Origin of the sequence: Desulfuromonas sp. TF, assembly GCF_000472285.1 — a bacterium.
GTDB lineage: Bacteria > Desulfobacterota > Desulfuromonadia > Desulfuromonadales > ATBO01 > ATBO01.
Window position 1 is genome coordinate 124,442 of the sequence record NZ_KI421424.1, and the last position, 25,104, is coordinate 149,545.

Genomic DNA, 25,104 nt, shown 5'->3' on the forward strand with positions numbered 1-25,104 from the left:
GCAGCTCCTGAAGGACATGACGCTGCCCGTCCTGATGTCGCACTGACGTCCCTGGTCGGTTGACCCGACGGGTGGTTTTTACATTTATCCACTTGACAAAATAACAGCGTTATATAAGACTGTATGCAGCATCGAATTCATTGGTGAATTCACGGTAGAATTCAAAGAATCATCATCGACTCCAGGGTGCTGTCGATAGGGATTGGGTAAGCCGATGAGAAGTGTGCGTCACTGGTCGGTTCGTCATGCACGGAGCATGGAGCTCTTCTACAAGGGCTTTTGCCGGATCTTGCCGTTGCTGCGGGCCGGTCTCTCATTGCTGGGCCGGAAACGCTCAGACCGCTTATTGGCAGCCGTAGAAAGCAGGTTGAAGGGGATCCTTTTCGATTGCCGGATGTGCGGACAGTGTGTGCTCTCCGCGACCGGCATGGCGTGTCCCATGAACTGCGCAAAGCGGCTGCGCAACGGCCCCTGCGGCGGCGTGACTGCCGAGGGTTGCTGCGAGGTCCACACGGACATGCCTTGTGTCTGGCTGGAAGCGTTCAAAGGTGCCGGGCAGATGGCCATGCATACGGAGATCGCCAGGATACAGCCTCCCGTCGATTACAGCAGGGAGGGTTCTTCCAGTTGGCTCGAGATTGTACTGGGCGAAAAATGTACCCCTGCCGAAAATCAACCTCCAGCACCCTCACCGCCGGAACGGCAGCCGGCGGCCTTCGAGCAGGCCTGCCGGTCGGGGCGTTTCCTGGTGACGGCGGAAATTTCCCCTCCCGATTCCGTGGATCCCCAGGACCTGTTGATAAGGGCCGGACACTTTCGCGGGCTGGTCGATGCCGTCAATGTGACCGACAGTGCCGGCGCCAATTGCCACATGTCGAGTCTGGCCGCCTCGACAATCCTTGCCGCCGGCGGATATGCCTCCGTTTTCCAGACCGGTTGCCGTGACCGCAATCGGATTGCCATCCAGGCCGATCTCGTGGGAGCGGCTGCGCTTGGAGTCCGCAACCTGCTTTGCCTGACGGGCGACGACGTCAAATCCGGTGATCACCCCCAGGCCCGTCCGGTGTTTGACCTCGACGCCGTCTCCCTCCTGGAGATCGCCAGCGGCATGCGCGATCGTGGCGAATATGCTTCGGGACGACGCTTGTCCTCGATCCCGAACCTGTTCCTTGGCTCTACGATCAGTCCTTTCGTACCGACACTCGAATCCCGTCTCGTGAACCTGGAGAAGAAGATCGAGGCGGGCGCACAGTTTATCCAGACCCAGTTCTGTTTCGATCTCGAAATGTTCAAGAAATTCATGGTCGAAGTGCGGGCGCGCGGGCTCGAGCAGCGCTGTCGGATCCTGGTCGGGGTCGGGCCGCTGGCTTCGGTGCGCGTCGCCCGCTGGCTGAACGGCAATGTGCCGGGCGTGGTGATTCCTGACGGAGTGATCCGGCGTATTGAACAGGCAAATGATCCGAAGCTGGAAGGAAAGAAGATCTGCATCGAGACCATCCAGGCCCTTCGGGAGATTGCCGGAGTTGCCGGTGTCCACTTGATGGGTCACCGCAACGAACATGTTCTCGCTGAAATTATTGTTGAATCGGGTGCCGCGCAGCGTGTTCAAACGGCCGCCGATCCCTCCCGGCGCCTCCGTGTCGGATAAGCAGTGGGCCTTGTTTTACCCAGTATCAGGAACCGAGGTGAATGATGAGCGACAAGGAAAAGCTGGTCGAACTGATTGCCGAGATGGAAGAAGAAGACGCCCTCGTCCTGGCGCAAGAGATGCTGGATGGCGGAGTCGATCCTCTGGTTGTGCTCGATCTCTGCCGCGAAGCCATGGATATCGTAGGAAAGCGTTTTGAGGAAGGGGAATATTTCCTTCCCGAGTTGATCCTGGCCGGGGAGGTGCTCGACCAGATCGGCGCCATGACGAAGCCGTTGATCCAGCAATCGCCGGACAGCCCGTCGCGGAAGCTTGGACGGGTGTTGATCGGGACTGTGCATGGCGACCTGCACGACATCGGTAAAAACATCGTCACCTTCATGCTCGACATCAACGGTTTCGAGGTGAAGGACATCGGGATCGATGTCCCGGTGGCCAGATTCATCGAAGAAATCAAGGCGTTTCAGCCGAATGTCGTCTGCTTGAGCGGCTTCCTGACGCTGGCCTTCGATTCGATGAAAGAGACGATCGAGGCGATCGAGGCTGCCGGCATGCGTGACAAGCTGAAGATTCAGATCGGCGGCGGCCAGATCGATGAGACAATCCGCGCCTACACCGGCGCCGATGCTTTCGGATTGAATGCGGTGGATGCCGTGACCTACAGCCGCAAATGCATGGGGGAGTGATGTCATGACTGACCAGACCGGGCCCGCACGTTATGCAGAGAAAATGCAGCGCATCCTGGATGCGGTCGCGCTGCGCCAGACGGATCGCGTTCCGACCGCGTTTCAAGCCTCGTTCTGGCTCGCCCGCTATGGCGGCATTACCAATCGCGAGCTGATGTACGACTACGACAAGGCCTGCGAGATCTTGCAGCGGGTTCTGCTCGAACTCGATCCGGACCTGTACTACCCGGTCCATGTCACGACCCTCGGCCCGGTTTGCGAGAAGATCGGTTTCAAGCAGATCGAGTGGCCCGGGCACGGAGTCGGCGACAACCAGCCCTTTCAATACATCGACCGCGAGTACATGACGGCCGACGAATACGACGACTATATCTTCGACCCGACCGGTTATTACCTGGGCAAGTATCTGCCGAGGATCGCCTCGGCCTTCGAAGGAATCGAGGAGTTGCCGAAGTTCGCCGGACTCTACTATCACCAGCTGGTGGTCAATATGCGTCATTTCGGCAATCCCGGAGCCGTCCGGGCTCTGGCCGCCCTGCAGGAAACGGCGGCGGAAGCGCAGCGCCTGGCCGAACACCGGGCGGCTTTCACCAGGAAGATGGCGGATCTGGGCTATCCGGCCTCGCATGCGGTCGGCACCAATGCTCCCTTCGATTACTTCGGTGATTTCTTCCGGGGCGCCAAGGGGATCCTCACAGACATGCGACGCCGCCCGGACAAGCTGCTCGAAGCCATGGACAAGGCGCTGGTGCTGCTCCTGCGCCATGCGATCGCCGGCGCCAAGGCGAGCGGCAACAACTTCGTGTTCATCCCCATCCACTGGGCGCCCGATTCCTTCATGTCCCAGGATCAGTTCAAGAAGTTCTGGTGGCCGCAGTTCAGGCAGATGCTGCTCGGCCTGATTGAAAACGACCTGATCCCCGTCTGCCTCTGGGAGTCGGTCTGTACCAAGCGTATGGAAGTGATCGGCGACATCCCGGCAAAAAAAGCGATTTACTGGTTCGAGCGCAGCGACCTGGTCGAAGCCAAGGAGGTGCTGGGCGATGTCGTCTGCCTGCGCGGCAACGTCTCTCCATCCTTGATGGCCACGGGAAACCCGGAAGAGGTGGATGCGGCCTGCCGTCGCCTGATTGAGAATGTCGGCAAGGACGGGGGCTTTATCCTGGACTGCGCCTTCGGCGTCCCCGATGAAAGTCCGTTGGAGAATGTAAGGGCGCTGTACCGGTCGGTGCATAAGTATTCGGCCTGAGGAAGACCATGGCAGTTGTTGCCGACATCGATCTGTCCAGGGCTTTTGCCGCCGCGATGAAGCGGCCGCGGGCCGCGGGGCCCGCGCTGAAGGCCCGGCAGGAGTCCCTGTCATTGATCGTATCCGAGTCACTGGTTGCGCCGAAGTGCAGCTTTCGGAACATCGCATCGAGGGAGCTCCTCGGCACCCCTGCAGAGCTCCTTCTAGGGGATGGGGCCTTGCAGGCGCCGGGAGTTGAAGCCGTTGGCGGGTTGAACGGAGTCACGGCCGTGGCCTGCACCCTGGGTCCCGCCCTTGAACAGCGGGTTTCCACTCTATGTGTCGAGCGCAAGTTGTCCCTGGCGCTTGCCCTGGATGAACTGGGCAATGAACTGCTGATTTACACCGTGCGCCTTGCCGCACGGAAAGTGCGGGGCGAGGCCCGGCGGCTGGGCTTATCGACGGGCGACATGCTGACGCCGGGCGGTCGGGGCCTTTCCCTTGATCAGCAGGCCAAGGTTGTCGGGCTGGCCGGGGGTGAACAGATCGGGATTACCGTCACGCAAAAGGGGATGCTCTGGCCCGTGAAGTCGCGGTCCATTCTGGTGAACGTCGGCAAAGGACTTACAGCGAAGCCTTGGCGCAGGCGCTGTGACACCTGTTCTTCGAGGGAACAATGCAGGTATCGGACGCGTTGACAAAAGAGCCGACCCGACGGGTGGTCCATTTCGCCGGCCTGGACCTGGTCATCGAAGTCGTCGGGGGGGAGACCCTTCTGCAATGTGCTCGGCGGACCGGTATGCGCATGGTCGGCGCCTGCGGCGGGGAGGGCGCCTGCGGCAGTTGCGCGTTCCGGATTATTTCCGGAAAGGTTGAATTCCTGGATGGAGATGTCGATGATCGGCTTTCTTTCGAGCAGGGCAACCAGTGGATGCGTGCCTGCCGGATTCGGCCGGTCACGGACTGTGTCGTGGAGGTGGCGCCCCGAGCTTTCGCCCAGGTCGTCCGAACCGATGCCGAAGCGGACGATGACGACGCGGCATTTCCATTCTCCCCTCTCGTCTCCTCCTTTGATGTCGAGATGGCTCACCCAGCCTTGGCGGAGAACGGTGGCGACTTTGAACGCCTCCTGAACACTCTCGGCAAGGAACGGATCCGGTGCTGCGACCTCGGCGCCCTGCAGCAACTGCCGCCCATGCTGCGTGAGAACGACTGGCGGCTGCGTGCCTGTGAACGCGATGGTGAGCTGCTCGGCGTGATTCCGGTCGGGAAGCGGCTGCTTGGGCTTGCCGTTGATCTCGGCACCACCAATGTGGCGGCATACCTTATCGACCTGGAAACGGGAGCACGCCTGGCGAGCCTCGGCCTTGAAAATCCCCAGGTGGCTTATGGCGCCGACCTGATCAGCCGGATGAACCATGCAATCCGCCTGAGTGGAGGTCAGCGCGAGCTGCAAAGGGCCGCGGTCGAGGCGATCACCACTCTGGCCACGGACCTTTGCAGCGCCGTTTCGGCAAGCCCCGACGAAATCGCCGATATCACCCTCTGCGGCAATACGGCCATGCATCATCTCCTGCTGGGTCTGCCGGTGTCGCAGCTGGGACGCGCCCCCTTTGTTCCGGCGGCCTGCACGGCCCTCGACATCAAGACCCGCGACCTCGGAATCTCCGTCCTTCCGGGAGCCTATCTGCATGTCCTGCCCAACATCGGCGGCTTTGTCGGCGGAGACCATGTCGCAACGCTGCTCGCCACGGAAAAGCACTGGACGGAGGGGACGAGCCTTATTGTCGATGTCGGAACAAACACGGAAATTTCACTGATTCATCATGGCACGATCGTCACTGCCTCCACGCCCTCGGGGCCGGCGCTCGAAGGCGGAAACATTTCTTCGGGGATGCGTGCCGCCCATGGCGCGATCGAGCGGGTCCGATTTTCCTCCGGCGACCTGCAGTTGGAAGTGATCGGAGGCGGCATCCCGGTGGGAATCTGCGGCTCGGGTGTGGTCGATGCGCTGGCGGCACTGAGCAGGGCGCAAATCATCGACCGGCGCGGGCGCATCTGCCTGGGCCATCCCGCCGTCAGGGAGGCCGGCGACAGACGCGAATGCCTGCTGGCCCCGCAGGTGGCCTTCACCCAGGAGGACGTGCGTGCAGTCCAGCTGGCCAAGGCGGCGATTCGCGCTGGGATCGATCTGCTCATCCGGGAATACGGACTGGTCGAGTCGGATATAGATCGGGTGGTGATCGCCGGAGCGTTCGGTGTTTACCTCGACGTGCGGAGTTGTATCCGGATCGGGATGTTCCCCGACATCCCCCGGGAGCGGTTTACGCAGGTCGGCAACGCCGCCGGCGCCGGGGTGCGGATGACGCTGACTTCACGGGACGCCCGTGAAAAGGCCGGGGAGCTGGCGGTGCGCTGCCGTCATTTCGATCTGAGCACCCAGCCGGACTTCCAGAAGGTTTTCATGAAACGGATTGGTCTATAAATTCGAGGAGTAATCATGCAGAAATTTAAGCTCAACGTCCTGGGCGAAAGAATCAACCCGGGTTTCAAGAGTACCCGTGCCCTCTTTGAAAATGAGGACTTTGCCGGCATCCAGGCTCTCGCTGTCAGGCAGGTGGAAGCCGGCGCCTTTGCCCTGAACGTCAACGCGGGCACCCGGGCCATGAAAGATCCGCAGTTCATGGCGGAAGTGATCCGGGCGATCCAGGCGGCGGTTTCCGTGCCGCTCTCCTTTGATTTTCCAAACGCCGAGGTCCAGGAAGTCTGCCTCAAGGCTTACGACCAGGAAAAGGCGGGCGGGGAGCTGCCGATCATCAACTCCATTGCCGAAACCCGCTGGGAGCTGATGGACCTTTTGAAAATCCGCCCGTTCCGGGTCATTCTCATGGGGACCGAGCGCCTCGAGGACGGCGTCGGCACGCCGAATAAAACCGGCGAGGAAATAGCCGCCACGGCCAGGCGGTCAAGCCTTCGCCTGGTGCGCGACCACGGCCTGCGCCTCAGCGACGTGTTTGTCGATATTTCCGTCAGCGCCCTGATCGCCGATACGACGGGGATGACCCGTGCCACCCTCGAAGGGATCCGTCTGATCGGCAGCGACCCTGATCTGGCCGGCATCAATATCTCCGGCGGACTCAGCAATATCGGCCAGCAGCTGCCGAGCAAGGCCGCCGATGGTTCAGCTCTCAAGGAGCAGCTCGAATGCGCTTTTCTGACCGTTGCCGTTCCGGCCGGCATGAATACGGTGCTGGGCACGCCCTGGAAAGAATACGGACCGTTGCCGGAAGACAACTACGTGATGCAGACCTTCCGCGACTTTATCGAACTCACCGGGGGCAAGGCGCTCCGCCAGGTGCGGAGGTTTTACCGGTCATGAGCCGCCATTATGCCATTGTCGCCGTCAGCTACTTCGACGGCGAAAAATATTTTCCGGACGGTCCCTATACAATGGTCGTTGAAAACGGCAACATCACCGATGTTGCGGCAGGCGATTTCACGGACGCACTGGAGAAACGGAAGATCCCGGTTCGGCGCGCCCCCTTCCTGATGCCGGGGTTGGTGGAAGCCCATTGTCATCTTTTCCTCGATGGCGGGCAGCTCGAGTTCCAGGCACGCAGCGAATACCTGAACGCAACGAACGATGAAATGCAGGAAGTGGCCCGGGCCAATGTCGCGGCAAACCTGGCGGCCGGAGTGACCCTGGTCGTGGATGCCGGTGACCGCTACGGAATCAACCACGCCATTCGCAGCGAGTCCCGAACCGTGACGGTGCGTTCGGCCGGGCTGGGACTGCGGCGGCCCGGCCGCTACGGCAGTTTCATGGCACGGGAAGTGGCCGGCCATACCGAAATCGAAGCGGCCGTGCGCGAGATCGGCAAGACGGCGGACGAACTCAAGGTGATCCTGACCGGCATCATCGATTTCGAAGCAGGGGGTGTGAAGGGAAAACCCCAATTCAACGAGGAGGAATTGCGTCTTATCGTGAGCCTGGCGCGCCGACAGGGGCTGCGCACCTTTGTCCATTGCAGCGGAATCGATGGCCTCGAAACCGCAGTGGCCGCAGGCGTGGACTCCATCGAACACGGCTTTTTCATGACCCGTGAGGTGCTGCAGGGGATGGCTGAGCAGGGGATCGCCTGGGTGCCCACCTTTTCGCCGGTCCACTTCCAGTGGCAGCATCCTGAAATTGCGGGATGGAACGGACAGACGGTCGCTAACCTGCGTCGGATTCTCGATTCCCATCTTGAGCATGTCGGGCTGGCCGCGGAGCTGGGAGTTCCGCTGATTGCCGGCTCGGATGCCGGCAGCCATGGGGTGCGGCACGGAGCGGCTCTGATCGACGAGCTCGATTTTTTTGCCCGGGCGGGCCTTCCCATGGAAGACATCCTGCGCGCGGCAACATCGCTGCCGCGCCAGCGTTGGGGAGTCGCCCCGGCTAGGTTGGCGGCCGGGCAACAGGCAGAGTGCGTGGCTCTTGCAGGCAGCCCGTTTGATGATCCTGTTCACCTCCACCATCTTGTGGAGGTTTTCAGGGAAGAAATCGTCTCAAAGGAACATTGTGCAGGGAATCCCGAAAAGAAGCTCCTGCGCAGTGCTGCCGGCTGAATGATTCGCCGCGGTCGGGAACAGCTCTACAACGGTGCTACATCGTCTGGGGGGGCATTTTCCTCCCCGGATTTTCCCCTAGGGGCCCCTAGGAGTCACAAAAGGAGATTGCCATGAAAGGAAGAACGCCCGTAATGACACGAATTCGCAGCAGGATGAAAAGCCGTTTACTGGTCATTGTCTGTGGGGTGCTTATGCTTTGGGCCGGCCAGGCTGCTGCAGCCTCAGACACGGTCAAGATCGGCCTGGTCCTCCAGCTGACCGGGCCCTTTGCGGATTCCGGGCGCCAGATGACCAACGCCATCAAGGCCTACATGGCTCAGCATGGCGATACCGTCGCCGGAAAGAAAATAGAGCTGATCTTCAAGGATGTCACCGGCCCGGTACCGGCGGTAGCGAAGCGGCTCTGCCAGGAGCTCGTGGTGCAGGACAAGGTGGATTTCATCGCCGGCTTCGGCCTCACCCCCGATGCGCTCGCCTGTGCGCCGGTCGCCACCGAAGCGAAGACTCCCCTGATCGACATGCTGGCCGCGACCTCGATCATCACCACCAAGTCCCCCTACATCGTGCGAACCTCCCTCACCCTTCCCCAGGTCTCGGCGCCGATGGCGCAGTGGGCGTACGACAACGGCTACCGGAAGGCCTACACCCTGGTGGCCGATTACGGCCCGGGGCACGACGCCGAGAAGGCGTTCCAGAAGGCCTTCAAGGCCAAGGGAGGCGAGATCGTCGGCGAAGTGCGCGTCCCGCTGAAGAACCTGGAGTTCGCACCCTACATGCAGCGCATCAAGGACAGCACTCCCCAAGGCCTCTTCGTGTTCCTCCCGACCGGGCAGATGGGGATGGCCTTCATGAGGTCCTTCGAGGAGCGCGGTCTGAAGGAGGCGGGAGTGACCCTGCTCGCCACCGGTGACCTTCTCGACGACGGTGCCATGGATTCGATGGGGGATGCCACTTTGGGGGTGATTTCGACCTATCATTACTCGGCCGCCCATGAATCCCCCGAAAATGCCGCCTATCTGGAGGCCTATCGGAAAATCGATCCGAACACGCGTCCTAACGGTCATGCCATCGGCGCCTACGACGGCATGTCGGCCATCTATACCGTAATCAGGGAGCTGAACGGGAAGATCGACGGGGACAAGGCCATGGAGATCCTCAAGGGGCTGAAAATAGCGAGTCCCCGCGGCCCGATCTACATCGACCCCGAGACGCGCGACATCGTCCAGAACGTCTACGTGCGTGAAGCCAAGAAGGTGGGGGACAAGGTGTACAACATCGAATTCGCTACCATCGAGAACGTCAAGGATCCGGGGAAGGAGCTCTGATACCGCTCAAGATGATGATTTAAGAGGAATGTTTCACCACGGAGTCACGGAGGAAATCAAAAGATTCAGGTTTTCTCCGTGTCTCCGTGTCTCCAGTGAGCGGAGCGAACGGGTGGTAAAAAGATAGGTCAGAAGTAGATGGAGTCGACGAACTCCTTGGTCGCCGCGGCATGGGTGCAGATGGCCCGCTTCGCCCGCTCCGCGTCGCGCTGCCGGAAGGCCTCGAGAATCTCTTCATGTTCCGCAAAGGCATGGGTATACCGGTCGCCGAAGAAATTGCTGATTCTGCGGCGCATGAAAAAGCGCTGATACACTTCCCTGTAAGCTTCGGATAGATAAGGACTCCCCGCCAGGTCGACAAAACAAGAGTGGAAGCTCAGGTCAAGCATGAATCGCAGCTCCCGCTTGTCAATGTCCCCCGCCCGCTTGAAATCCTGCGCTTTTTTTTCCAGTTCCTTCATTTTCGCCGGAGTCAGATTCTCGATCGATTTCGGCAGCGCGCCCAGTTCGAGAAGCACCCTGAAGTCGTGAAGGCTGTCCAGCTCTTCCTTTGAATACTGGTGTATCGTATAGCAGCTCTGGCGGGGCGCATAGTCCACGAACCCCTCTTTCGACAGCATGATGAGGGCCATCTTGACCGGAGTCCGGCTCACCCCGAGTTTCTCGGCCAGCTCGGTGATAACTATCCGTTGGCCAGGAACGATGTCAAAATTCAGCATCATGTCCTTGATCTGCTGATAAACTTTGTACTCAAGACTCTGATCGGGCATCCGTGGACCTCTTTATGTCGGTTCCGCAGGTCTAACTGCTTATAATAAGACGCTGTTACTATACGGTTTCTCCACCGCCGATGCAAGGAAGTTTGCCTGAACCAACCACCCATTTGTAAACAGAGAATAACGGAGCGTCTATTGAGGTCCTTTTAGAGGCCGCAAGCGTGCCCGTCGCGATTTTTCCAATCAGCGTGTCTTCCGATCCAGGCTCCGATACTGAATCGCCTCGGCCAGGTGCGCCTGTTTGATCTGCTCCTCCCCGACCAGGTCGGCGATAGTCCTCGCCACCTTGAGGATGCGGGTGTACGTTCGGGCGGAGAGCCCGAGGCGGTCGGTGACCATCTCGAGGAGCTTCTGTCCCTCTTCGTCCACCGGACAGAAGCGGCGGATGTGGCGGGCCTGCATCTGGGCGTTGGCGTGGAGACTGAACTTCGCGAGGCGCTCGCGCTGGATCTGGCGGGCCCGGCCTACCCGCCCCCGGATTTCGGTGCTCGGCTCGCCGTCGCGGGGGTCGGCGAGCTCTCGGTGACGGATGCGGGGGACCTCGACTTGCAGGTCGATGCGGTCGAGGAGCGGCCCGGAGAGGCGGGAGCGGTAGCGCTGGATCATCGGCGGGGTGCAGGTGCAGTCGTGCTTCGTGTCTCCGAGAAAGCCGCAGGGGCAGGGGTTCATGGCCGCCACCAGCATGAAGGAGGCGGGGTAGGTGAGGCTCTGCACGGCGCGGCTGATGGTCACATGTCCATCCTCCAGGGGCTGCCGCAGCATTTCGAGAATGTTTTTCTTGAACTCGGGGAGCTCGTCGAGGAACAGGACCCCGTTGTGGGCCAGGGAGACCTCGCCGGGCCTGGGAACGGTGCCGCCGCCGATGAGCCCGGCGTCGGAGACGGTGTGATGGGGGCTGCGGAAGGGGCGAACGGCGACGAGGGCGTCTTGGCGCGGCAGCAGGCCGACGATGGAGTGGATCTTGGTCGTCTCAAGGGATTCGGGAAAGGACAGGGGAGGGAGGATGGTGGGGAGCCGCCTGGCCAACATCGTCTTGCCGCTCCCGGGAGGGCCGACCATCAGGAGATTATGCCCTCCGGCCGCGGCGACTTCGAGGGCGCGCTTGACGTTTTCCTGGCCGCGCACTTCGGCGAAATCCTCGACGTGGACGGCAGCTCGGGCGAACAGGTCGAGGGCGTCGACCCGGCAGGGGGCCAGCTCTTTTTCGCCGGTTAGAAAGGCGACCACTTCGCCGAGATCGCGAACTCCGTAGACCGGCAGGGAGTCGACGATCGCCCCTTCGGGGGCATTCTCTTCGGGCAGGATGAGGGCGGTGACGCCCCAGTCCTTGGCTGCCACGGCAACCGGCAGGGCGCCCTTGACCGGTTTGATGCGGCCGTCAAGGGAGAGCTCCCCCATGAAGACGAAGCGGCCTTCGCGGGCGGGCTTGAGGGCGCCGGTGGCCGTGAGCAGGCCGACTGCCATGGGAAGGTCGAAGGCGGCGCCATCCTTGCGGATGTCGGCCGGCGCCAGGTTGATGGTGATGCGCCGGGCGGGAAATTCGTAACCCGAGTTCTTGATCGCCGACTTGACCCGGTCCTTGCTCTCCTTGACCGCCCCCTCGGGCAAGCCGACGGTGGAAAACTGCGGCAGCCCCTGGGCGATATCGACTTCCACTTCCACCGGATAGGCGTTGATCCCGATCAACGCTCCGGAAAGTACCTTGGCCAGCATAATCCCCCTCCTGATTGTCTTTTACGAGTATTTCTTACAGCCCCTCCAGGTATTTCTCCGCCATAATGGCGGCCACGGCGCCGTCTCCGACGGCGGTAGCGATCTGTTTGAGGATCTTCTTGCGTACGTCGCCGGCGGCGAAAACGCCCGGCATGGAGGTGCGGCATTCGGCATCCGTCAGGATATAGCCATCCTCATCGAGATCGAGAACCTCTGCGATAAAATGGGCCTTGGGGGTGACGCCGATGGCAACGAAGAGGCCCTGCAGATCAAGGCAGCGTTTTTCGCCGCTGACCGTATCCTTCAGTTCCACCGCCTGAAGACCCGAGGCGTTCCCTTCGGCCCTCACGACGGTAGTGTTCCAGAGAATCTCTATCTTGTCATGGGCAAACAGGCGCTCCTGGAGGATCTTTGTCGCCCGGAGCTCGTTCCGGCGGTGAATGACATAGACCTTGCTGGCGAAGCGGGTGAGGAACAAGGCCTCCTCGGCGGCCGTGTCGCCTCCACCGGCGATGGCCACGGGCACTTCGCGGAAGAAGGCGCCGTCGCAGGTGGCGCAGTAGGAGACGCCGCGGCCGGTGAGTTCGGTTTCGCCCGGAACGCCGAGCTTGCGCGGTTCGGCTCCGGTGGTGATGATCACGGTGCGGGCGCGGACTTCCTTGCCGTCGACGGTCAGGACTTTCTCCCGGCCTCGGTCTGAAAGGCTTTCCACCTCACCATATTCAATTTCCAGCCCGAATTCCTGACAATGTTCCTGAAAGCGCACCATCAAGTCGGGGCCGTCAATGCCCCCGGGAAAACCCGGGTAGTTTTCTACCTTGGTGGTGGTCATCACCTGACCGCCCATGATCATACGCTCCACCAGAAGAGTCCTGAGCTGGGCGCGGGAGGTATAGAGACCGGCGGTGAGGCCTGCCGGACCGCCGCCGATGATGACGACGTCATAAAGGGACTGGGACATGGTTGCTGCTCCTTGAGGAAATTAAGGCCAAACCATAGCACAGGCTGATTCAAATGGGAACCGGTTGCGGCTGGACGAAAAGAAAGGGAGCGGGACGAACATACACCCTTGATTCGGCGGAGGGCACGGTCTAGAATAGGCACAGACCGGGAGGCCGCGCATGACCGAATCAGAACATCTTGACCGGAGCATCAGCCGCGGTTTCGGCATAGCCATCGCGCTGACTGCCATCACCCTGGTGGCGGAGACGATCGGCGGCTTCTGGACCAACTCCCTGGCCCTGCTCTCCGATGCGGCCCATGTCTTCATGGACCTCTTCGCCCTGATCCTGTCCCTGATGGCCATTAAACTGGCCACCCGGCCGGCCACCGACCGGCGCACCTACGGATGGCATCGGGCGGAGATCTTCGCCTCGCTCATCAACGGCCTGACCCTGATTTTCATCGCCTTCGGCATCCTCCATGAAGCATGGGGCCGCTTCCAGCATCCCGAGGCGGTCAAAAGCAAGGAGATGTTCATCATCGCCACAGTCGGGCTGGTGATGAACCTGGTCGCCGCCGGGCGTCTGCACGGCCATGCCCACGACGACCTCAACGTCCGCAGCGCCTTCCTCCACGTCCTCGGCGATGCCGCGGCCTCGGTGGGCGTGATCATCGGCGGCGTGATCATGCTCTTTACGGGATGGTATGTGCTCGATGCCCTGATTTCCGTAGGGATCGTTCTCATCATCGCCTGGGGATCCGTCCGCCTCATCCGGGAGGCGGCCCACATCCTTCTGGAGGGAGTCCCGGCGGGAGTGGATATCAGCGAAGTCGCTGAGAAGATGCGGGCGGTGGAAGGGGTGAACGATGTGCACCACCTCCATGCCTGGTCGATCTGCTCCCACATCTCCGCCCTGTCGGCCCATATCGACATCCTTCCCGAGTACCGGCTGCGTCAGGGGGAGATTATCGGCGAGATCGAAACCATGCTGGACGATGATTATCACATCACCCACTCCACCCTGCAGGGGGAGTGTTCTCGATGCGTCACCGGGCCGGTGATCCAGCAGTTGAAGCATCGTCCTCGCCGCTCCAGCCTCTGCTCCCACGGCCACGGCGGACATGATCACGGCCACAGCCCCTGATCAACGGGGAAGGTATTCCATAGGTTATCGCATTCTCCTCACCATCGCTCGAGCCTGAACCGTTATGAAGCGTATTGTCCCAGCACTGATCTGGACCTCTCTTTTCCTCGTACTTTTAGCGGGAGTGGACCAGTTTTTTCTCCGCGTTCCAACCACCGTGCCGATCCTGACAGAGGTGCGCGCTTTCTATCTCGATTTCCGCAGCCGCCTTGCCCTTCTTGGCGGATGGAGGCAGGAACTCACCCTCGAGTCGGTGATCGAGGAGACCGCCGCCGAGCCCCTCCTCCGTTCTCCCCGCTCCGGTGGGAGCGCTCCCCGTTACCTTTATGCCGACCGCCGGGGCGAACTGCATTTTGCGGACACTCTGAAAGAGATTCCCCCGGAATATCGCAAGGAAGCCCAATCTCTGGAAAATTAGGGCAGTTTTCCGTATACTTCCGGCCGCCGGTCCTTGAAGCAGGGGATCTGAAAACGGTAGGTGGCCATCTCCTCGAAATCGAAAATGGCGAAGAGTTCGGTCTCGGTTTCGCCTCCCTCGGCCAGAATTACCCCGCGCGACGAGAGGAGCAGACTCGTTCCGAAGAAGTCGAGCTTCCCCTGGATGCCGCAGCAGTTTGCCGCCGCCACGAACAGCTGGTTTTCAATGGCTCGGGCGAGCAGCAGGGTGCGCCAGTGATCCTGCCGGGGTTTCGGCCATTCGGCGGGAAGACAGACGATCTCGGCTCCTTCCAGGGCCATCTTGCGGAACAGCTCGGGAAACCTCAAATCGTAGCAAATAGCCACACCGAGGCGACCGACTGAAGTGGAAATCACCAGCGACTCGTCCCCGGCACCGAGGAAGCGGTCTTCCCCCATCATGGAGAAGAGGTGCATCTTGCGATAGCCGGCGAGCACTTCTCCTTTGTCCACGACGTAGGCGGTGTTGTAGATGACGCCGTTTTCCTTCTCCGCCAGGCTCCCGACGACGACCATGCCGAGTTCGGCGCTGGCTTTCTGCAGGGCCGTCAAAACCCGCGGGGTCTCTTCAGCAAGTTTGGCAAGGTGTTTGTATGCATAGCCCGTGCTCCACATCTCGGGCAGGACGGCCAGTCGGGCATCGCGCTGACGAACCCGTTTCAACGCGGCGAGGACATGGTTCAGATTGGCATCGACATCCCCCATGGTGATGTTGAACTGGATGGTTGCGGCGCAAACTTTTCGGAACATGATGAAATCCTTCCTCTTTGAAAATATAAAAAAACGTTCTATTTTATGCGAAGCTAGGATCAAGGCTCATGCAAAACATGTAATTATACGTCAAGCATCTCCGTCCTGCAAGCTGACCGCAGTCGGATTTTCTTGACCCAGGGCCGGAGTCATGTTAAAAAACGGCTTATTTTAATGTTCTCCCGGGTCGTTGTTCAGCAATATCGGATTTACAGCGGAAAGCGCTCCTGATGAGGACTTGCCGTCTTCTGCCGAGAGGGTGCGTTCAGGAGACAAAAACCTGTTTTTTTTCTGACTTGTTTTGCAGGGGTTGCCGATCATGGCCAAAATAGCCGCTTTTTTTGTCATGCTTGCCTTCTGGGTGATCATGTCGGGGATGTTCGATCCCTTCCATCTGACCCTTGGCGTTATCTCCTGCCTGCTGGTCGCCTGGTTCAGCCATTCCCTGCTTTTCTACGGAGACAGCCGGGGCTGGGGAGGCGGTATTCTCGGCGTGATCCTCTATCTGCCCTGGCTCTTCTGGCAGATCGTGCTGGCCGATCTGCAGGTGACCTACCTTGTTTTGCACCCCCGCATGCTCGACCTCATCGATCCCCAGCTGGTCCGGTTCCGAACCACCCTCAAAAGGCCGATTTCCAAGGTGACCCTGGCCCAGTCGATCACCCTGACCCCCGGAACGATTACCGTCAGCATTCACGAGGACGAATTCACCGTCTATGCCCTGACCCGGAGCACCGCCGAAGGCTTACCCGGCGAGATGGAGCGGCGCGTGGCGGCGGCCCTGGAAGGGGGTGCATGATGGAACAGCTCTTTCTGGCCGGAGGCATCGCCCTGGTGCTTCTCATGATGCTGTCGCTGATCCGGGTGATCGCCGGACCTACGATCCTCGACCGGATCCTCGGCGGCAGCGTCATCGGCACCAAGACCACCGTGCTGCTGCTTTTTATCGGCGTCCTTTATGACAATGTCGGCATGTTCGTCGACATTGCCATCGCCTATGCCATGCTCAACTTCATCGCCACCCTGGCGGCGACCAAGTTTTTCCTGCGCCGCAAGAGCGTTAACCTTGAAGACCTGGAGTCGTAAGGAGGCTGTATGTCCGTTGTCGCCGCCCTGCTGATCGTTGCCGGCCTCTTCTTCTTCGCCATCGGAGTCCTCGGCATCCTGCGCTTCCCCGATTTCTACACCCGCCTGCACGCCGCCGGCAAATGCGACTCGCTGGCCGCGGTGCTGGTGGTGCTGGGCATCGCCCTGTTCAATCTGCAGGAGTTTTCCGGCGCCAACCTGCTGGTCAGCATCAAGATCATGTTCGTTGCCGCCTTCGTCTTCGTGGCCAGCCCCACAGCCACCCACGCGATCACCGAGGCGGCCCTGGTGATCGGCGTCGAGCCCTGGACAAAGGAGAAGAAACAGCGATGATCTGGCAGCTCGATCTGCTCATACTCGCCCTGGTGGTGATCTGCGCCCTGGCGGTCATCAGCGTCCGGGATCTGCTTTCGGCGACCGTCATCTTCGGCGTCTACAGCTTCCTCATGTGCCTGCTCTGGGCGGAGATGGGAGCCGTCGACGTGGCCTTCACAGAAGCGACGGTCGGCGCCGGCATCAGCACCGTCCTCTTTATCGCCGCGATTCTGCGGACCAGCCGAAGGAGCAAGGATTGAAAGCGCTCGCACTGTTGGCCACCGCGATTACCGGTGCCATTCTGCTCTACGGCACCAAAGATTTCGCCGCCTGGGGAGACCCCGCCTCGCCTGCGAGCACCCATCTCTCGCCGGTCTACATCGAACGGGCGGTGGAGGAAACCCACGTGCCCAACATCGTGACGGCGGTGCTCGGCGATTACCGGGGATACGACACCATGTTCGAAACGGTGGTCATCTACTGCGCCGGCCTGGCGGTGGTCAGCGTGCTGCGGAGGACCAAGGAATGAAGCTGCTGCAGGAGCGGGCGCGGACCCGGGCGGTGGGCGAGAGCCTGATTATCCAGACCGCGGTGCGGGTGATGGTTCCCTTCGTCCAGATCTTCGGTCTCTACATCGTCGTGCACGGCCATTACAGCCCGGGCGGCGGCTTCCAGGGCGGAGTTGTTCTCGGCGCCTCTTTCATCCTCCTGGCGCTGGCTTTCGATCTGAAGACCTCGATCCGCCACTTCTCCGAGCGGATCAACAACCGGCTCGGCAATGCCGGAGCCCTGATTTATACAGGGACGGCAGCCCTGTGCGCCATTATGGGCGGGCTCTTTCTCGATTACAGCGCCCTGGACGCGATCATTCCCCTGGGCCCGATCGAGTGGCGCTCCTTCGGCATCTTTCTGGTCGAGGTCGGCGTCGGACTGGCGGTGATGAGCATCATGGTATCGCTGTACTGGGATCTCGGCTCAGGCGGCGAACTCGACGAGGGGCTTTGACATGGAAGGACTGCTGGCGGAGATCGTCGCCAAATACAATTACTGGCTCTACGTCGTGCTGATGATGATCGGCTTCTACGCCATGATCGGCAAGCGCAACCTGGTCAAGAAACTGCTCGGCATGAACATCTTTCAGACCGCGATCATCCTCTTCTTCGTTTCGACCGGTGTCAAGCGCGGCGGCGGGATTCCGATTCTCGACAAATACGAGGTGCTCAAGCACGGCATCGATCCGGCAACCGTGGTCAATCCGCTGCCCCACGTGCTGATGCTGACGGCGATCGTCGTTTCGGTCAGCGTGACCGGTGTCGCTCTGGCCATCCTGCAGCGCATCTATCGGGAGTACGGCACTCTCGAAGAAGACGAAATCCTGGAGAAGATCGGAAAATGACGGCCACCAACCTGCATGTCTACGTGCTCGCCGCGCCCCTGCTGATGGCCTTTGTGGTGAACCTGCTGGGCCGGACCAACCGCGGCTGGATCGCACCGCTGACCCTCGGCGCGCTGGCCTTTTCCACCGCGGGTTCGATCGCGGTGCTGGCGCGGGTTCTGCGTGAGGGGACGATCCGTTACACGGTCGGAAACTGGAGGCCCCCCTTCGGCATCGAGCTGGTGGTCGATCCGCTGAGCGCCCTGATGATGCTGCTGGTAGCGGCCGTTGCCCTTGTCGCGACCTTCTCCGCACTGAAAAGCGTGGAGCGGGAGCTGGCCGGGCGCGAATACCTCTTTTTTACTCTGTACCTGATCCTGATCGCCGGCCTCTTCGGCCTGATCCTCACCGGCGACGCTTTCAACCTGTATGTGCTGCTGGAGATCACCTCCATCACCAGCTACGGGCTGATCGCCATGGGACGGGGACGAGCCGCGCTGGCGAGCTTCAACTACGTCATCATGGGATCGATCGGCGCCTGTTTCTACCTTTTGGGGGTCGGTTATCTCTACATCCTGACCGGTTCTCTGAATATGGCCGACATCGCCCGAATCCTCCCCGGACTCGGCCAGCCGGCGGCCCTGGCGACCTCTTTCGCTTTCATCATGGTCGGTCTCTGGGTCAAGATGGCTCTCTTTCCCCTGCACAACTGGCTGCCCAACGCCTATTCACTGGCTCCAACCGGCGCCGGCGTCATGGTTGCACCGTTGATGACCAAGGTGACCGTCTATCTGATGATCCGCGTCATCTTTTCAATTTTTACTCCCGATTATGCCTTCTTTCATCACCCCGGCGTGGCATCGGCCATTGTCTGGGTGGCGGCCCTGGCGATCGTCTGTGCCTCGGCTCTGGCCCTCGCCCAGCGCGACCTGCGCCGGATGCTGACCTACATTATCATCGCCGAGGTCGGCTATATGGTCGGCGGCGTCTGGCTGGCCAACGGCCAGGGACTGACCGGCGCCATCCTGCACATCGTCAATGACGCGCTGATGACCCTGTGCCTTTTCCTGGTGGCCGCGGCGATCCTTCACCGCACCGGCAGTCTCGCCTTCGATTCGCTGCAGGGCCTCTATCGCAGAATGCCTGTCACGATGGCGGCCTTTACCGTGGGGGCCTTCTCGATGATCGGTGTTCCCCCGACCTGCGGATTCTTCAGCAAATGGTATCTGATCCTCGGGGGGATCGAAGCGGGCCAGTGGGGCTACGTCGCGGCGCTGATCTTCAGCAGCCTTGTCAACGCGGTGCTCTTTTTCCGCATTATCGAAATCGCCTATTTCCGCAAGGAGGAAGGCGGGCATGGCATGCTGACGGTGCAGGAGGCGCCGATGATGATGCTCAACCCGCTGATCGTGACCGCTATCGCCCTGCTGCTGGTCGGCTTCGGCTCGGGACAGCTCGTCGGAGTGATCCGCCTGGCGATTCCCGCAGGGTTTTAACAGAAGAGGCGGGCGGCGCCGCGGGCCCGTTCGCCACTCCCCTTTACCGAACAAGAGAGATCATGGCGTACCAACATTCCATCTGGCCACTGGCCGCGATTCTCGTCTCGCTGCTCGGCACCGTTCCGATCATGGTGTCGGCCCGCCGTCCCAATCTGCGGGAGAGCTGGACGGTTCTGATCGCCGTCGCCAAGTTCGGCATCATCGCATTGATGCTGCCGGCCGTGCTGGCCGGGGGCGGGTTCGTCTTCACTCTCGCCGAGGTCTTACCGGGGGTGCCGATTCAGCTGAGAGTCGATCCTCTGGGAATGTACTTCGCCCTGATCGCATCCTTCCTCTGGATCTTCACCTCCATCTACTCCATCGGCTACATGCGCTCCCTGAAGGAGCACGATCAGACCCGCTATTTCGCCTCCTTCGCCATAGCCATTTCGGCGACCATCGGCGTCGCCTTCTCGGCCAATCTGCTGACCCTCTATCTCTTCTACGAGATGCTTTCGCTCTCCACCTACCCGCTGGTAACCCACGAGCAGAATGACGAGGCCCGCCGCTCGGGACGCAAGTACCTTACCTATATTCTCGGCACCTCCATCGGATTTGCGCTGCCGGCGATGCTCATCACCTACGCCTCCGCCGGCACCCTCGACTTCACGCCGGGGGGCATCATGACCGGAGCAGCCTCTCCCGCCACCATAGGCCTGCTGCTGGTTCTTTTCGTTTTCGGTTTCGCCAAGGCCGGGATCATGCCCTTTCACGGCTGGCTCCCCGCAGCCATGGTCGCTCCCACGCCGGTCAGCTCCTTTCTGCACGGCGTGGCGGTGGTCAAGGTCGGGGTGTTCTCCATCCTGCGGGTCATTTTGGATATTCTGGGACCCGATCTGCTGCGCCAGCTCGATTACGGCGTCGCCCTGACCTACTTCGTCTCGATCACCATCCTGGTCGCCTCTCTGGTCGCCCTGACCCAGGACAATCTCAAGCGGCGGCTGGCCTATTCGACCATCGGCCAGCTCTCCTACATGGTGCTTGGCGCCGGCATGCTCTCGGCGGCCGGAATGACCGGCGGAGTCATGCATATCGCCATGCACGCCTTCGGCAAGATCACCCTCTTCTTCTGCGCCGGCGCGATCTATGTCGCCAGTCACAAGAAATACATCAGCGAGATGGACGGCCTGGGGCGGCAGATGCCCGTCACCTATATGGCCTTCTTCCTCGGTTCGCTCAGCATCATCGGCATGCCGCCCCTGGGGGGGTTCATCAGCAAATGGAATCTGGTCATCGGCGCGGTGGAAGCCGATCAGCTGGTCCTGGTGGTGGTGCTCCTGGTGAGTTCGCTGCTCAACGCCGCTTATTTTTTTCCGATCGTATACCGGGGTTTTTTCGCCGCTCCGGCCGCAGGGGTGTCGAGCGGCATCAAGGAAGCGCCGATTTTCTGCCTGCTGCCGCTGACCGTGACGGCGCTCTGTTCGGTGGCGCTCTTTTTCTACCCTACAGTTTTTCTGCAGCTGATTCAGAAAGCGCTCTTCCCCTAGACTGATCCCGGCCCCGGAGATTGCACATGAAGCCACATCACGAACAGGAAGAAAAGATGATCCTCGCCCACGATCCGGTGGACGGCTACCGCCCCGTCTTCAATATAATTTTTACCGTGGGCGTGCTCTATCTGGCCTATATCCTCTTTACCACCCTGTAGGGAGAGGACGATGAAGAAAAAATCACAGAAGAAAAAACCGCAAATCCGGGAAAAGGATTTCAAGCACCAGGTCGACATCGATGAAGAACTCGCGATGTTCGACAAGCCGCAGAACGTCAAACGTCTGCTTTATGGGTTTTACACCTGCGTCGTTCTGCTGCTGCTGGTCGATCTCGCTTATCATAAACACGCCATTTTCCCTTGGGAGGGAAAATTCGGCTTCTATTCGGTCTACGGTTTCGTTGCCTGCGTGGTGCTGGTGCTGGTGGCCAAATATATCCTGCGCCCCATGGTGATGCGCAAAGAGGACTACTATGATTAACGCCCTTCCTCCGGCCGTTATCCTGATTCTAGGGGCGCTGGCGGTTCCTTTTCTCAAGGGACGGATCCGGCAGGCCTGGATGCTGCTGCTGCCGGTACTCAGCTTTATCAACCTCCTCGCCATCCCTGAGGGGAGCCATTGGGCCGTTTCCTTCATGGACTATGAACTGGTCTTCGGCAAGATGGACCGGCTCAGTCTGATTTTCGGCTATATCTTCCATCTGGTGGCGTTCATTGCCAATCTGTACGCCCTGCATGTCGAGGATGACGTGCAGAACGTGGCGGCGCTGGTCTATGCCGGCGCGGCGCTGGGGGTGACCTTTGCCGGCGACTTCTTTTCCCTCTTCGCCTTCTGGGAAACCCTGACCATCTCCGCCACCTTCCTGATTCTGGCCCGGCGCACTCCGGGGGCCCTCGGAGCAGGCTTCCGCTACTTCATGGTGCATGTCGCCGGCGGGCTCTGCCTGCTGGCCGGAATCATCATCCACGTCCAGCAGACCGGCAGCGCCGAGTTCGGCTTTATCGGTCTCAATGGACTGGCCTCCCATCTGATTTTTCTCGGCTTCGGCGTCAACTGCGCCTGGCCGCTGCTGCACAACTGGCTGACCGACGCTTATCCCGCGGCGACCATAACCGGGACCATCTTTCTCTCCGCCTTCACCACCAAGACCGCGGTCTATGTGCTGGCCCGCGCCTACCCAGGGACGGAGGCCCTGATCTGGATCGGGGCGATCATGGCCGGATTTCCCATCTTCTACGCCGTGATCGAAAACGACCTGCGCCGTGTGCTCGCTTACAGTCTGATCAACCAGGTCGGCTTCATGGTCGTCGGCATCGGCATCGGCACCGAACTGGCCGTCAACGGAGCGGTGGCACACGCCTTCAACGACATCCTCTTCAAGGGACTGCTCTTCATGACGATGGGGGCGGTGATGTACCGTACCGGAAAGATCAATGCCACCGACCTGGGCGGACTCTACAAATCGATGCCCTGGACCTGCGCTTTCTGCATTGTCGGAGCCGCTTCGATTTCGGCCTTTCCCCTCTTCAGCGGGTTCGTGAGCAAGTCGATGGTCATGGAGGCCGCCGCCCACGGGGATATGCGCTTCATCTGGTTCATCCTGCTTTTCGCCTCGGCCGGGGTGTTCCACCACGCCGGGATCAAGATCCCCTTCTTTGCCTTCTACTCGCACGATTCGGGCCTGCGCTGCAAGGAGGCGCCGAGGCACATGCTGCTGGCCATGGGCCTGACGGCCTTTGCCTGCATCTTTATCGGCTCCTTCCCCCGCTTCCTTTATGACCTGCTCCCCTATGCCACGGACTATCAGCCCTATACCACCTCCCATGTCCTGGCCCAGACCCAGCTCCTCTTCTTCTCCGCCCTGGCGTTCACCCTGCTGCTACTGTCGGGAATCTATCCTGCGGAGATCCGCTCCATCAATATCGATTCCGACTGGGTCTACCGCAAGGGGGGAAGGGGATTCTATGCCTTGGCCGACAAGGCGTTCGGCGGCCTGAACAGCTGGTGCGACCGGATCTTCGTACGACAGGTTCCGGAACTGCTGAGCCGGTTTTTCGCCGAGCCCGGAGGCAACGTCCAGAAGCACGGGCTGCGCCTGATGGCCGGAGCGGCCGGCGGCGACCGCGACCTCAGCGAGGAGGAGGCGATGATCGAGCGGCGCAGCAGAAGCGCGGCCTACCCGGTCGGCATCGGTGTGCTGCTCGCGGTCCTCTTCCTGGCTGTGATATCCTTTCTGTTCTTTGTTTAACCGGCCGGCGTTTTGCCGCAGGCCGGGATTGCGAGGTGAATCATGAAAAAAGCCCTTATCGCCCTCGATGACACCGTCCGCGGCCGGCGGGCCGGTGAATACGCCGCCGGGGTTGTTCCCGCCCTTGGCGACTGCGAGCTCGTTCTGCTGGTTCTGACCACCGGCGTGCCCGGTACGACGGAGCCCGCTGCGCCACCGGAGGTGCACGGCGACGAGGACCATCACCAGGAGCTGGTGCAGGCCGAAACGCTGGTCGGGGAAATCGCCGCCATGCTGCGCGAGCGCGGCGTCGCCCCGGAGCGGCTGCAGATGCGGATCAAACCGGTATGCCGCGGCGTCGCCCAGGATATCGTCGACGAGGCGACGGCGGCGGGCTGCGACACCATCATCATCGGACGCAGCGACGCCTCGCGGATGAAGGAGCTCTTCCACGGAAGCATCTCCGCCGAAGTCCTGCATAAGGTCGAGAACCAGACCGTCTGGGTGGTGGCCTGACCGCGCCCGGATGGCCTCTCTTTACCTGCACGTTCCCTTCTGCCGCAAAAAATGCCCCTACTGCGATTTCTTCTCGGTACCGGGGCATTTGTCGTCTCTGGAGTCCTATCCCGCGTTGCTGATGCGCCACCTCGATCTTGCCGCCGACGGCGGAGAATGGGGCGGACCGATTGAGACCCTATTCTTCGGCGGCGGCACGCCTTCACTGCTTTCGCCGGAATCCATCGGCGAGATTCTTGCGCGGGCCGAAGATCGTTTCGGGTTTGCCGCCGACGTGGAGATATCCCTCGAGGCGAATCCGGGAACCCTCACCGCCGCCTCCCTGGCCGGCTACCGCGCCGCCGGCGTCAACCGTCTCTCCTTGGGAGTTCAATCCCTCGACCCGCGGAAGCTGGAACTCCTGGGGCGCATCCATTCCCCGGAGGAAGCGAAGGACGCCGCCACTTGGGCGAGGCGGGCGGGTTTCGCCAATCTCTCCTGCGACGTGATGTTCGCCCTCCCCGGGCAGACGGCGGGCGCGCTTCAGGCGGAACTCGACCGGTTCCTCGACCTGTCCCCCGACCATGTTTCCGCCTACGGACTGACGGTGGAGGAGGAGACGCCCTTTTACCATCTGCACCGCGCCGGCGGACTCGATCTCCCCGATGAGGACCGCTACGCCGAGCTCTTTTGCCTCGTCGACGAGCGGCTTGGCCGGGAGGGATTCCGTCATTACGAAATCTCCAACTACGCCCGGCCGGGGCGTGAGTGCCGGCACAACCTCCGTTACTGGCGCCGGCGCTCTTATCTGGGGGTCGGCGCCGGCGCTCATTCCTTCTGCGGGCGGGGCTGGGGGGAGCGGCGGGCGGTTCCTGCGGACCTTGCTCCTTATACCGCTGCTCTTTCCAGGGGAGAAGATCCGGCGCAGACGCTGGAGACCTTCGATCGCCGCGGGGCCATGGCCGAGACCCTCTATCTCGGCCTGCGAACCGCCGAGGGCGTCGATGAGGGTGAATTCCGCCGCCGCTTCAGCGCCGGAGTGGAAGAGACATTTCCCGAGGCGCTGCGGAGGGCGGGAGATCGTCTGGTGCTGCGGGATGGCCGCTGGAGGATGGACCTTGAAGGATGGCTTCTTTTCGATCACATTATTACCGCTTTTCTCTGAGAAATTCCGCCATTTTCCTGCCGGGTTTGCCCTTGACAAAGCCCAGGGCCATTGTTATGTTATCTTCCGTTAGCACTCCCTCCCCTGGAGTGCTAAGATTTTTCGACGGCCGGATTTTCCGGCTTGAGTTTTT

Annotated in this window: 28 protein-coding genes; 24 read left to right on the top strand and 4 right to left on the bottom strand. The window is 61.0% G+C overall.

Annotated elements, in window-relative coordinates:
• The first annotated feature begins 256 nt into the window (after positions 1–256).
• The 8 genes from DTF_RS24130 to DTF_RS0116885 all read left to right on the top strand — a co-directional run bounded on the left by DTF_RS24130 (position 257) and on the right by DTF_RS0116885 (position 9,498).
• Positions 257–1,648: a methylenetetrahydrofolate reductase C-terminal domain-containing protein gene (locus DTF_RS24130; RefSeq protein WP_051361413.1), complete on the top strand. Its 1,392-nt coding sequence runs from the start codon at positions 257–259 to the stop codon at positions 1,646–1,648.
• Positions 1,649–1,689: 41 nt separating this feature from the next.
• A complete protein-coding gene (locus tag DTF_RS0116855; RefSeq protein WP_027716275.1) occupies positions 1,690–2,334 on the top strand; it encodes a B12-binding domain-containing protein in 645 nt (214 codons plus the stop codon).
• Between the two features lie 4 nt (positions 2,335–2,338).
• Positions 2,339–3,583 (top strand): uroporphyrinogen decarboxylase family protein, encoded by a 1,245-nt coding sequence (locus DTF_RS0116860; protein WP_027716276.1) that lies wholly within the window; start codon positions 2,339–2,341, stop codon positions 3,581–3,583.
• Between the two features lie 8 nt (positions 3,584–3,591).
• On the top strand, positions 3,592–4,260 hold the full coding sequence (locus DTF_RS0116865; protein ID WP_027716277.1) for a hypothetical protein: 669 nt from the start codon (positions 3,592–3,594) through the stop codon (positions 4,258–4,260).
• Positions 4,239–6,047: an ASKHA domain-containing protein gene (locus DTF_RS0116870; RefSeq protein WP_081703056.1), complete on the top strand. Its 1,809-nt coding sequence runs from the start codon at positions 4,239–4,241 to the stop codon at positions 6,045–6,047. Before DTF_RS0116865 ends, DTF_RS0116870 begins: the two co-directional genes overlap by 22 nt.
• Positions 6,048–6,062: 15 nt before the next feature.
• Complete coding sequence (locus DTF_RS0116875) at positions 6,063–6,941, top strand: dihydropteroate synthase (RefSeq protein WP_027716279.1); 879 nt, start codon at positions 6,063–6,065, stop codon at positions 6,939–6,941.
• Entirely contained in the window at positions 6,938–8,170 is a 1,233-nt protein-coding gene (locus tag DTF_RS25735) for an amidohydrolase family protein (protein WP_051361414.1), read from the top strand. The genes DTF_RS0116875 and DTF_RS25735 overlap by 4 nt, the downstream gene beginning before the upstream one ends.
• Before the next feature lie 113 nt (positions 8,171–8,283).
• Positions 8,284–9,498 (top strand): ABC transporter substrate-binding protein, encoded by a 1,215-nt coding sequence (locus tag DTF_RS0116885; RefSeq protein ID WP_226989394.1) that lies wholly within the window; start codon positions 8,284–8,286, stop codon positions 9,496–9,498.
• 128 nt (positions 9,499–9,626) lie between these two features.
• On the opposite strand, the gene DTF_RS0116890 is transcribed toward DTF_RS0116885, so the two are convergent.
• From DTF_RS0116890 to trxB, 3 genes are all read right to left on the bottom strand, one after another.
• The gene (locus DTF_RS0116890; protein WP_027716281.1) at positions 9,627–10,268 is read right to left on the bottom strand and encodes a GntR family transcriptional regulator; all 642 of its coding nucleotides are present in this window, start codon (positions 10,266–10,268) and stop codon (positions 9,627–9,629) included.
• Positions 10,269–10,457: 189 nt separating this feature from the next.
• A complete protein-coding gene (locus DTF_RS0116895; RefSeq protein WP_027716282.1) occupies positions 10,458–11,987 on the bottom strand; it encodes a YifB family Mg chelatase-like AAA ATPase in 1,530 nt (509 codons plus the stop codon).
• Positions 11,988–12,021: 34 nt separating this feature from the next.
• The gene (gene trxB, locus DTF_RS0116900) at positions 12,022–12,948 is read right to left on the bottom strand and encodes a thioredoxin-disulfide reductase (RefSeq protein WP_027716283.1); all 927 of its coding nucleotides are present in this window, start codon (positions 12,946–12,948) and stop codon (positions 12,022–12,024) included.
• A gap of 160 nt (positions 12,949–13,108) precedes the next feature.
• Between trxB and DTF_RS0116905 the strand changes: the two genes are divergently transcribed.
• Both DTF_RS0116905 and DTF_RS0116910 read left to right on the top strand, forming a co-directional pair.
• A complete protein-coding gene (locus DTF_RS0116905) occupies positions 13,109–14,074 on the top strand; it encodes a cation diffusion facilitator family transporter (protein ID WP_027716284.1) in 966 nt (321 codons plus the stop codon).
• A 64-nt stretch (positions 14,075–14,138) separates the two neighbouring features.
• Positions 14,139–14,492, top strand: a complete 354-nt coding sequence (locus tag DTF_RS0116910; protein WP_027716285.1) for a hypothetical protein — start codon at positions 14,139–14,141, stop codon at positions 14,490–14,492.
• Here the strand turns inward: DTF_RS0116910 and DTF_RS0116915 are convergent.
• Positions 14,489–15,280, bottom strand: coding sequence for a carbon-nitrogen family hydrolase (locus DTF_RS0116915; RefSeq protein WP_027716286.1), 792 nt, complete (start codon positions 15,278–15,280; stop codon positions 14,489–14,491). The genes DTF_RS0116910 and DTF_RS0116915 overlap by 4 nt on opposite strands.
• Before the next feature lie 319 nt (positions 15,281–15,599).
• Between DTF_RS0116915 and DTF_RS24140 the strand changes: the two genes are divergently transcribed.
• The 14 genes from DTF_RS24140 to hemW all read left to right on the top strand — a co-directional run bounded on the left by DTF_RS24140 (position 15,600) and on the right by hemW (position 24,971).
• A complete protein-coding gene (locus DTF_RS24140; RefSeq protein ID WP_035057909.1) occupies positions 15,600–16,079 on the top strand; it encodes a Na+/H+ antiporter subunit E in 480 nt (159 codons plus the stop codon).
• On the top strand, positions 16,076–16,366 hold the full coding sequence (locus DTF_RS0116925) for a monovalent cation/H+ antiporter complex subunit F (RefSeq protein ID WP_226989395.1): 291 nt from the start codon (positions 16,076–16,078) through the stop codon (positions 16,364–16,366). The genes DTF_RS24140 and DTF_RS0116925 overlap by 4 nt, the downstream gene beginning before the upstream one ends.
• A 9-nt stretch (positions 16,367–16,375) precedes the next feature.
• Positions 16,376–16,699: a monovalent cation/H(+) antiporter subunit G gene (gene mnhG, locus DTF_RS0116930; RefSeq protein ID WP_027716288.1), complete on the top strand. Its 324-nt coding sequence runs from the start codon at positions 16,376–16,378 to the stop codon at positions 16,697–16,699.
• Entirely contained in the window at positions 16,696–16,941 is a 246-nt protein-coding gene (locus DTF_RS0116935; protein WP_027716289.1) for a hydrogenase subunit MbhD domain-containing protein, read from the top strand. Before mnhG ends, DTF_RS0116935 begins: the two co-directional genes overlap by 4 nt.
• Positions 16,938–17,210, top strand: a complete 273-nt coding sequence (mbhE, locus tag DTF_RS27355) for a hydrogen gas-evolving membrane-bound hydrogenase subunit E (protein WP_226989396.1) — start codon at positions 16,938–16,940, stop codon at positions 17,208–17,210. The genes DTF_RS0116935 and mbhE overlap by 4 nt, the downstream gene beginning before the upstream one ends.
• Positions 17,207–17,686 carry a Na(+)/H(+) antiporter subunit B gene (locus DTF_RS27360; RefSeq protein ID WP_226989397.1) on the top strand — a complete coding sequence of 160 codons (480 nt, stop codon included), beginning with the start codon at positions 17,207–17,209 and terminating at the stop codon, positions 17,684–17,686. Before mbhE ends, DTF_RS27360 begins: the two co-directional genes overlap by 4 nt.
• A gap of 1 nt (position 17,687) precedes the next feature.
• The gene (locus DTF_RS0116945; RefSeq protein WP_027716290.1) at positions 17,688–18,077 is read left to right on the top strand and encodes a sodium:proton antiporter; all 390 of its coding nucleotides are present in this window, start codon (positions 17,688–17,690) and stop codon (positions 18,075–18,077) included.
• On the top strand, positions 18,074–19,552 hold the full coding sequence (locus DTF_RS0116950) for a complex I subunit 5 family protein (RefSeq protein ID WP_035057775.1): 1,479 nt from the start codon (positions 18,074–18,076) through the stop codon (positions 19,550–19,552). The genes DTF_RS0116945 and DTF_RS0116950 overlap by 4 nt, the downstream gene beginning before the upstream one ends.
• A 62-nt stretch (positions 19,553–19,614) precedes the next feature.
• On the top strand, positions 19,615–21,081 hold the full coding sequence (locus DTF_RS0116955) for a monovalent cation/H+ antiporter subunit D family protein (RefSeq protein WP_027716292.1): 1,467 nt from the start codon (positions 19,615–19,617) through the stop codon (positions 21,079–21,081).
• Positions 21,082–21,107: 26 nt separating this feature from the next.
• Positions 21,108–21,242: a hypothetical protein gene (locus tag DTF_RS27605; RefSeq protein WP_255342774.1), complete on the top strand. Its 135-nt coding sequence runs from the start codon at positions 21,108–21,110 to the stop codon at positions 21,240–21,242.
• Between the two features lie 10 nt (positions 21,243–21,252).
• Positions 21,253–21,564: a hypothetical protein gene (locus DTF_RS0116965; protein WP_226989398.1), complete on the top strand. Its 312-nt coding sequence runs from the start codon at positions 21,253–21,255 to the stop codon at positions 21,562–21,564.
• Positions 21,557–23,332 carry a Na(+)/H(+) antiporter subunit D gene (locus tag DTF_RS0116970; RefSeq protein ID WP_027716294.1) on the top strand — a complete coding sequence of 592 codons (1,776 nt, stop codon included), beginning with the start codon at positions 21,557–21,559 and terminating at the stop codon, positions 23,330–23,332. Before DTF_RS0116965 ends, DTF_RS0116970 begins: the two co-directional genes overlap by 8 nt.
• A gap of 42 nt (positions 23,333–23,374) precedes the next feature.
• Entirely contained in the window at positions 23,375–23,827 is a 453-nt protein-coding gene (locus DTF_RS0116975) for a universal stress protein (protein WP_027716295.1), read from the top strand.
• 10 nt (positions 23,828–23,837) lie between these two features.
• Positions 23,838–24,971 (top strand): radical SAM family heme chaperone HemW, encoded by a 1,134-nt coding sequence (gene hemW / locus DTF_RS0116980; protein ID WP_027716296.1) that lies wholly within the window; start codon positions 23,838–23,840, stop codon positions 24,969–24,971.
• Positions 24,972–25,104: the final 133 nt, after the last annotated feature.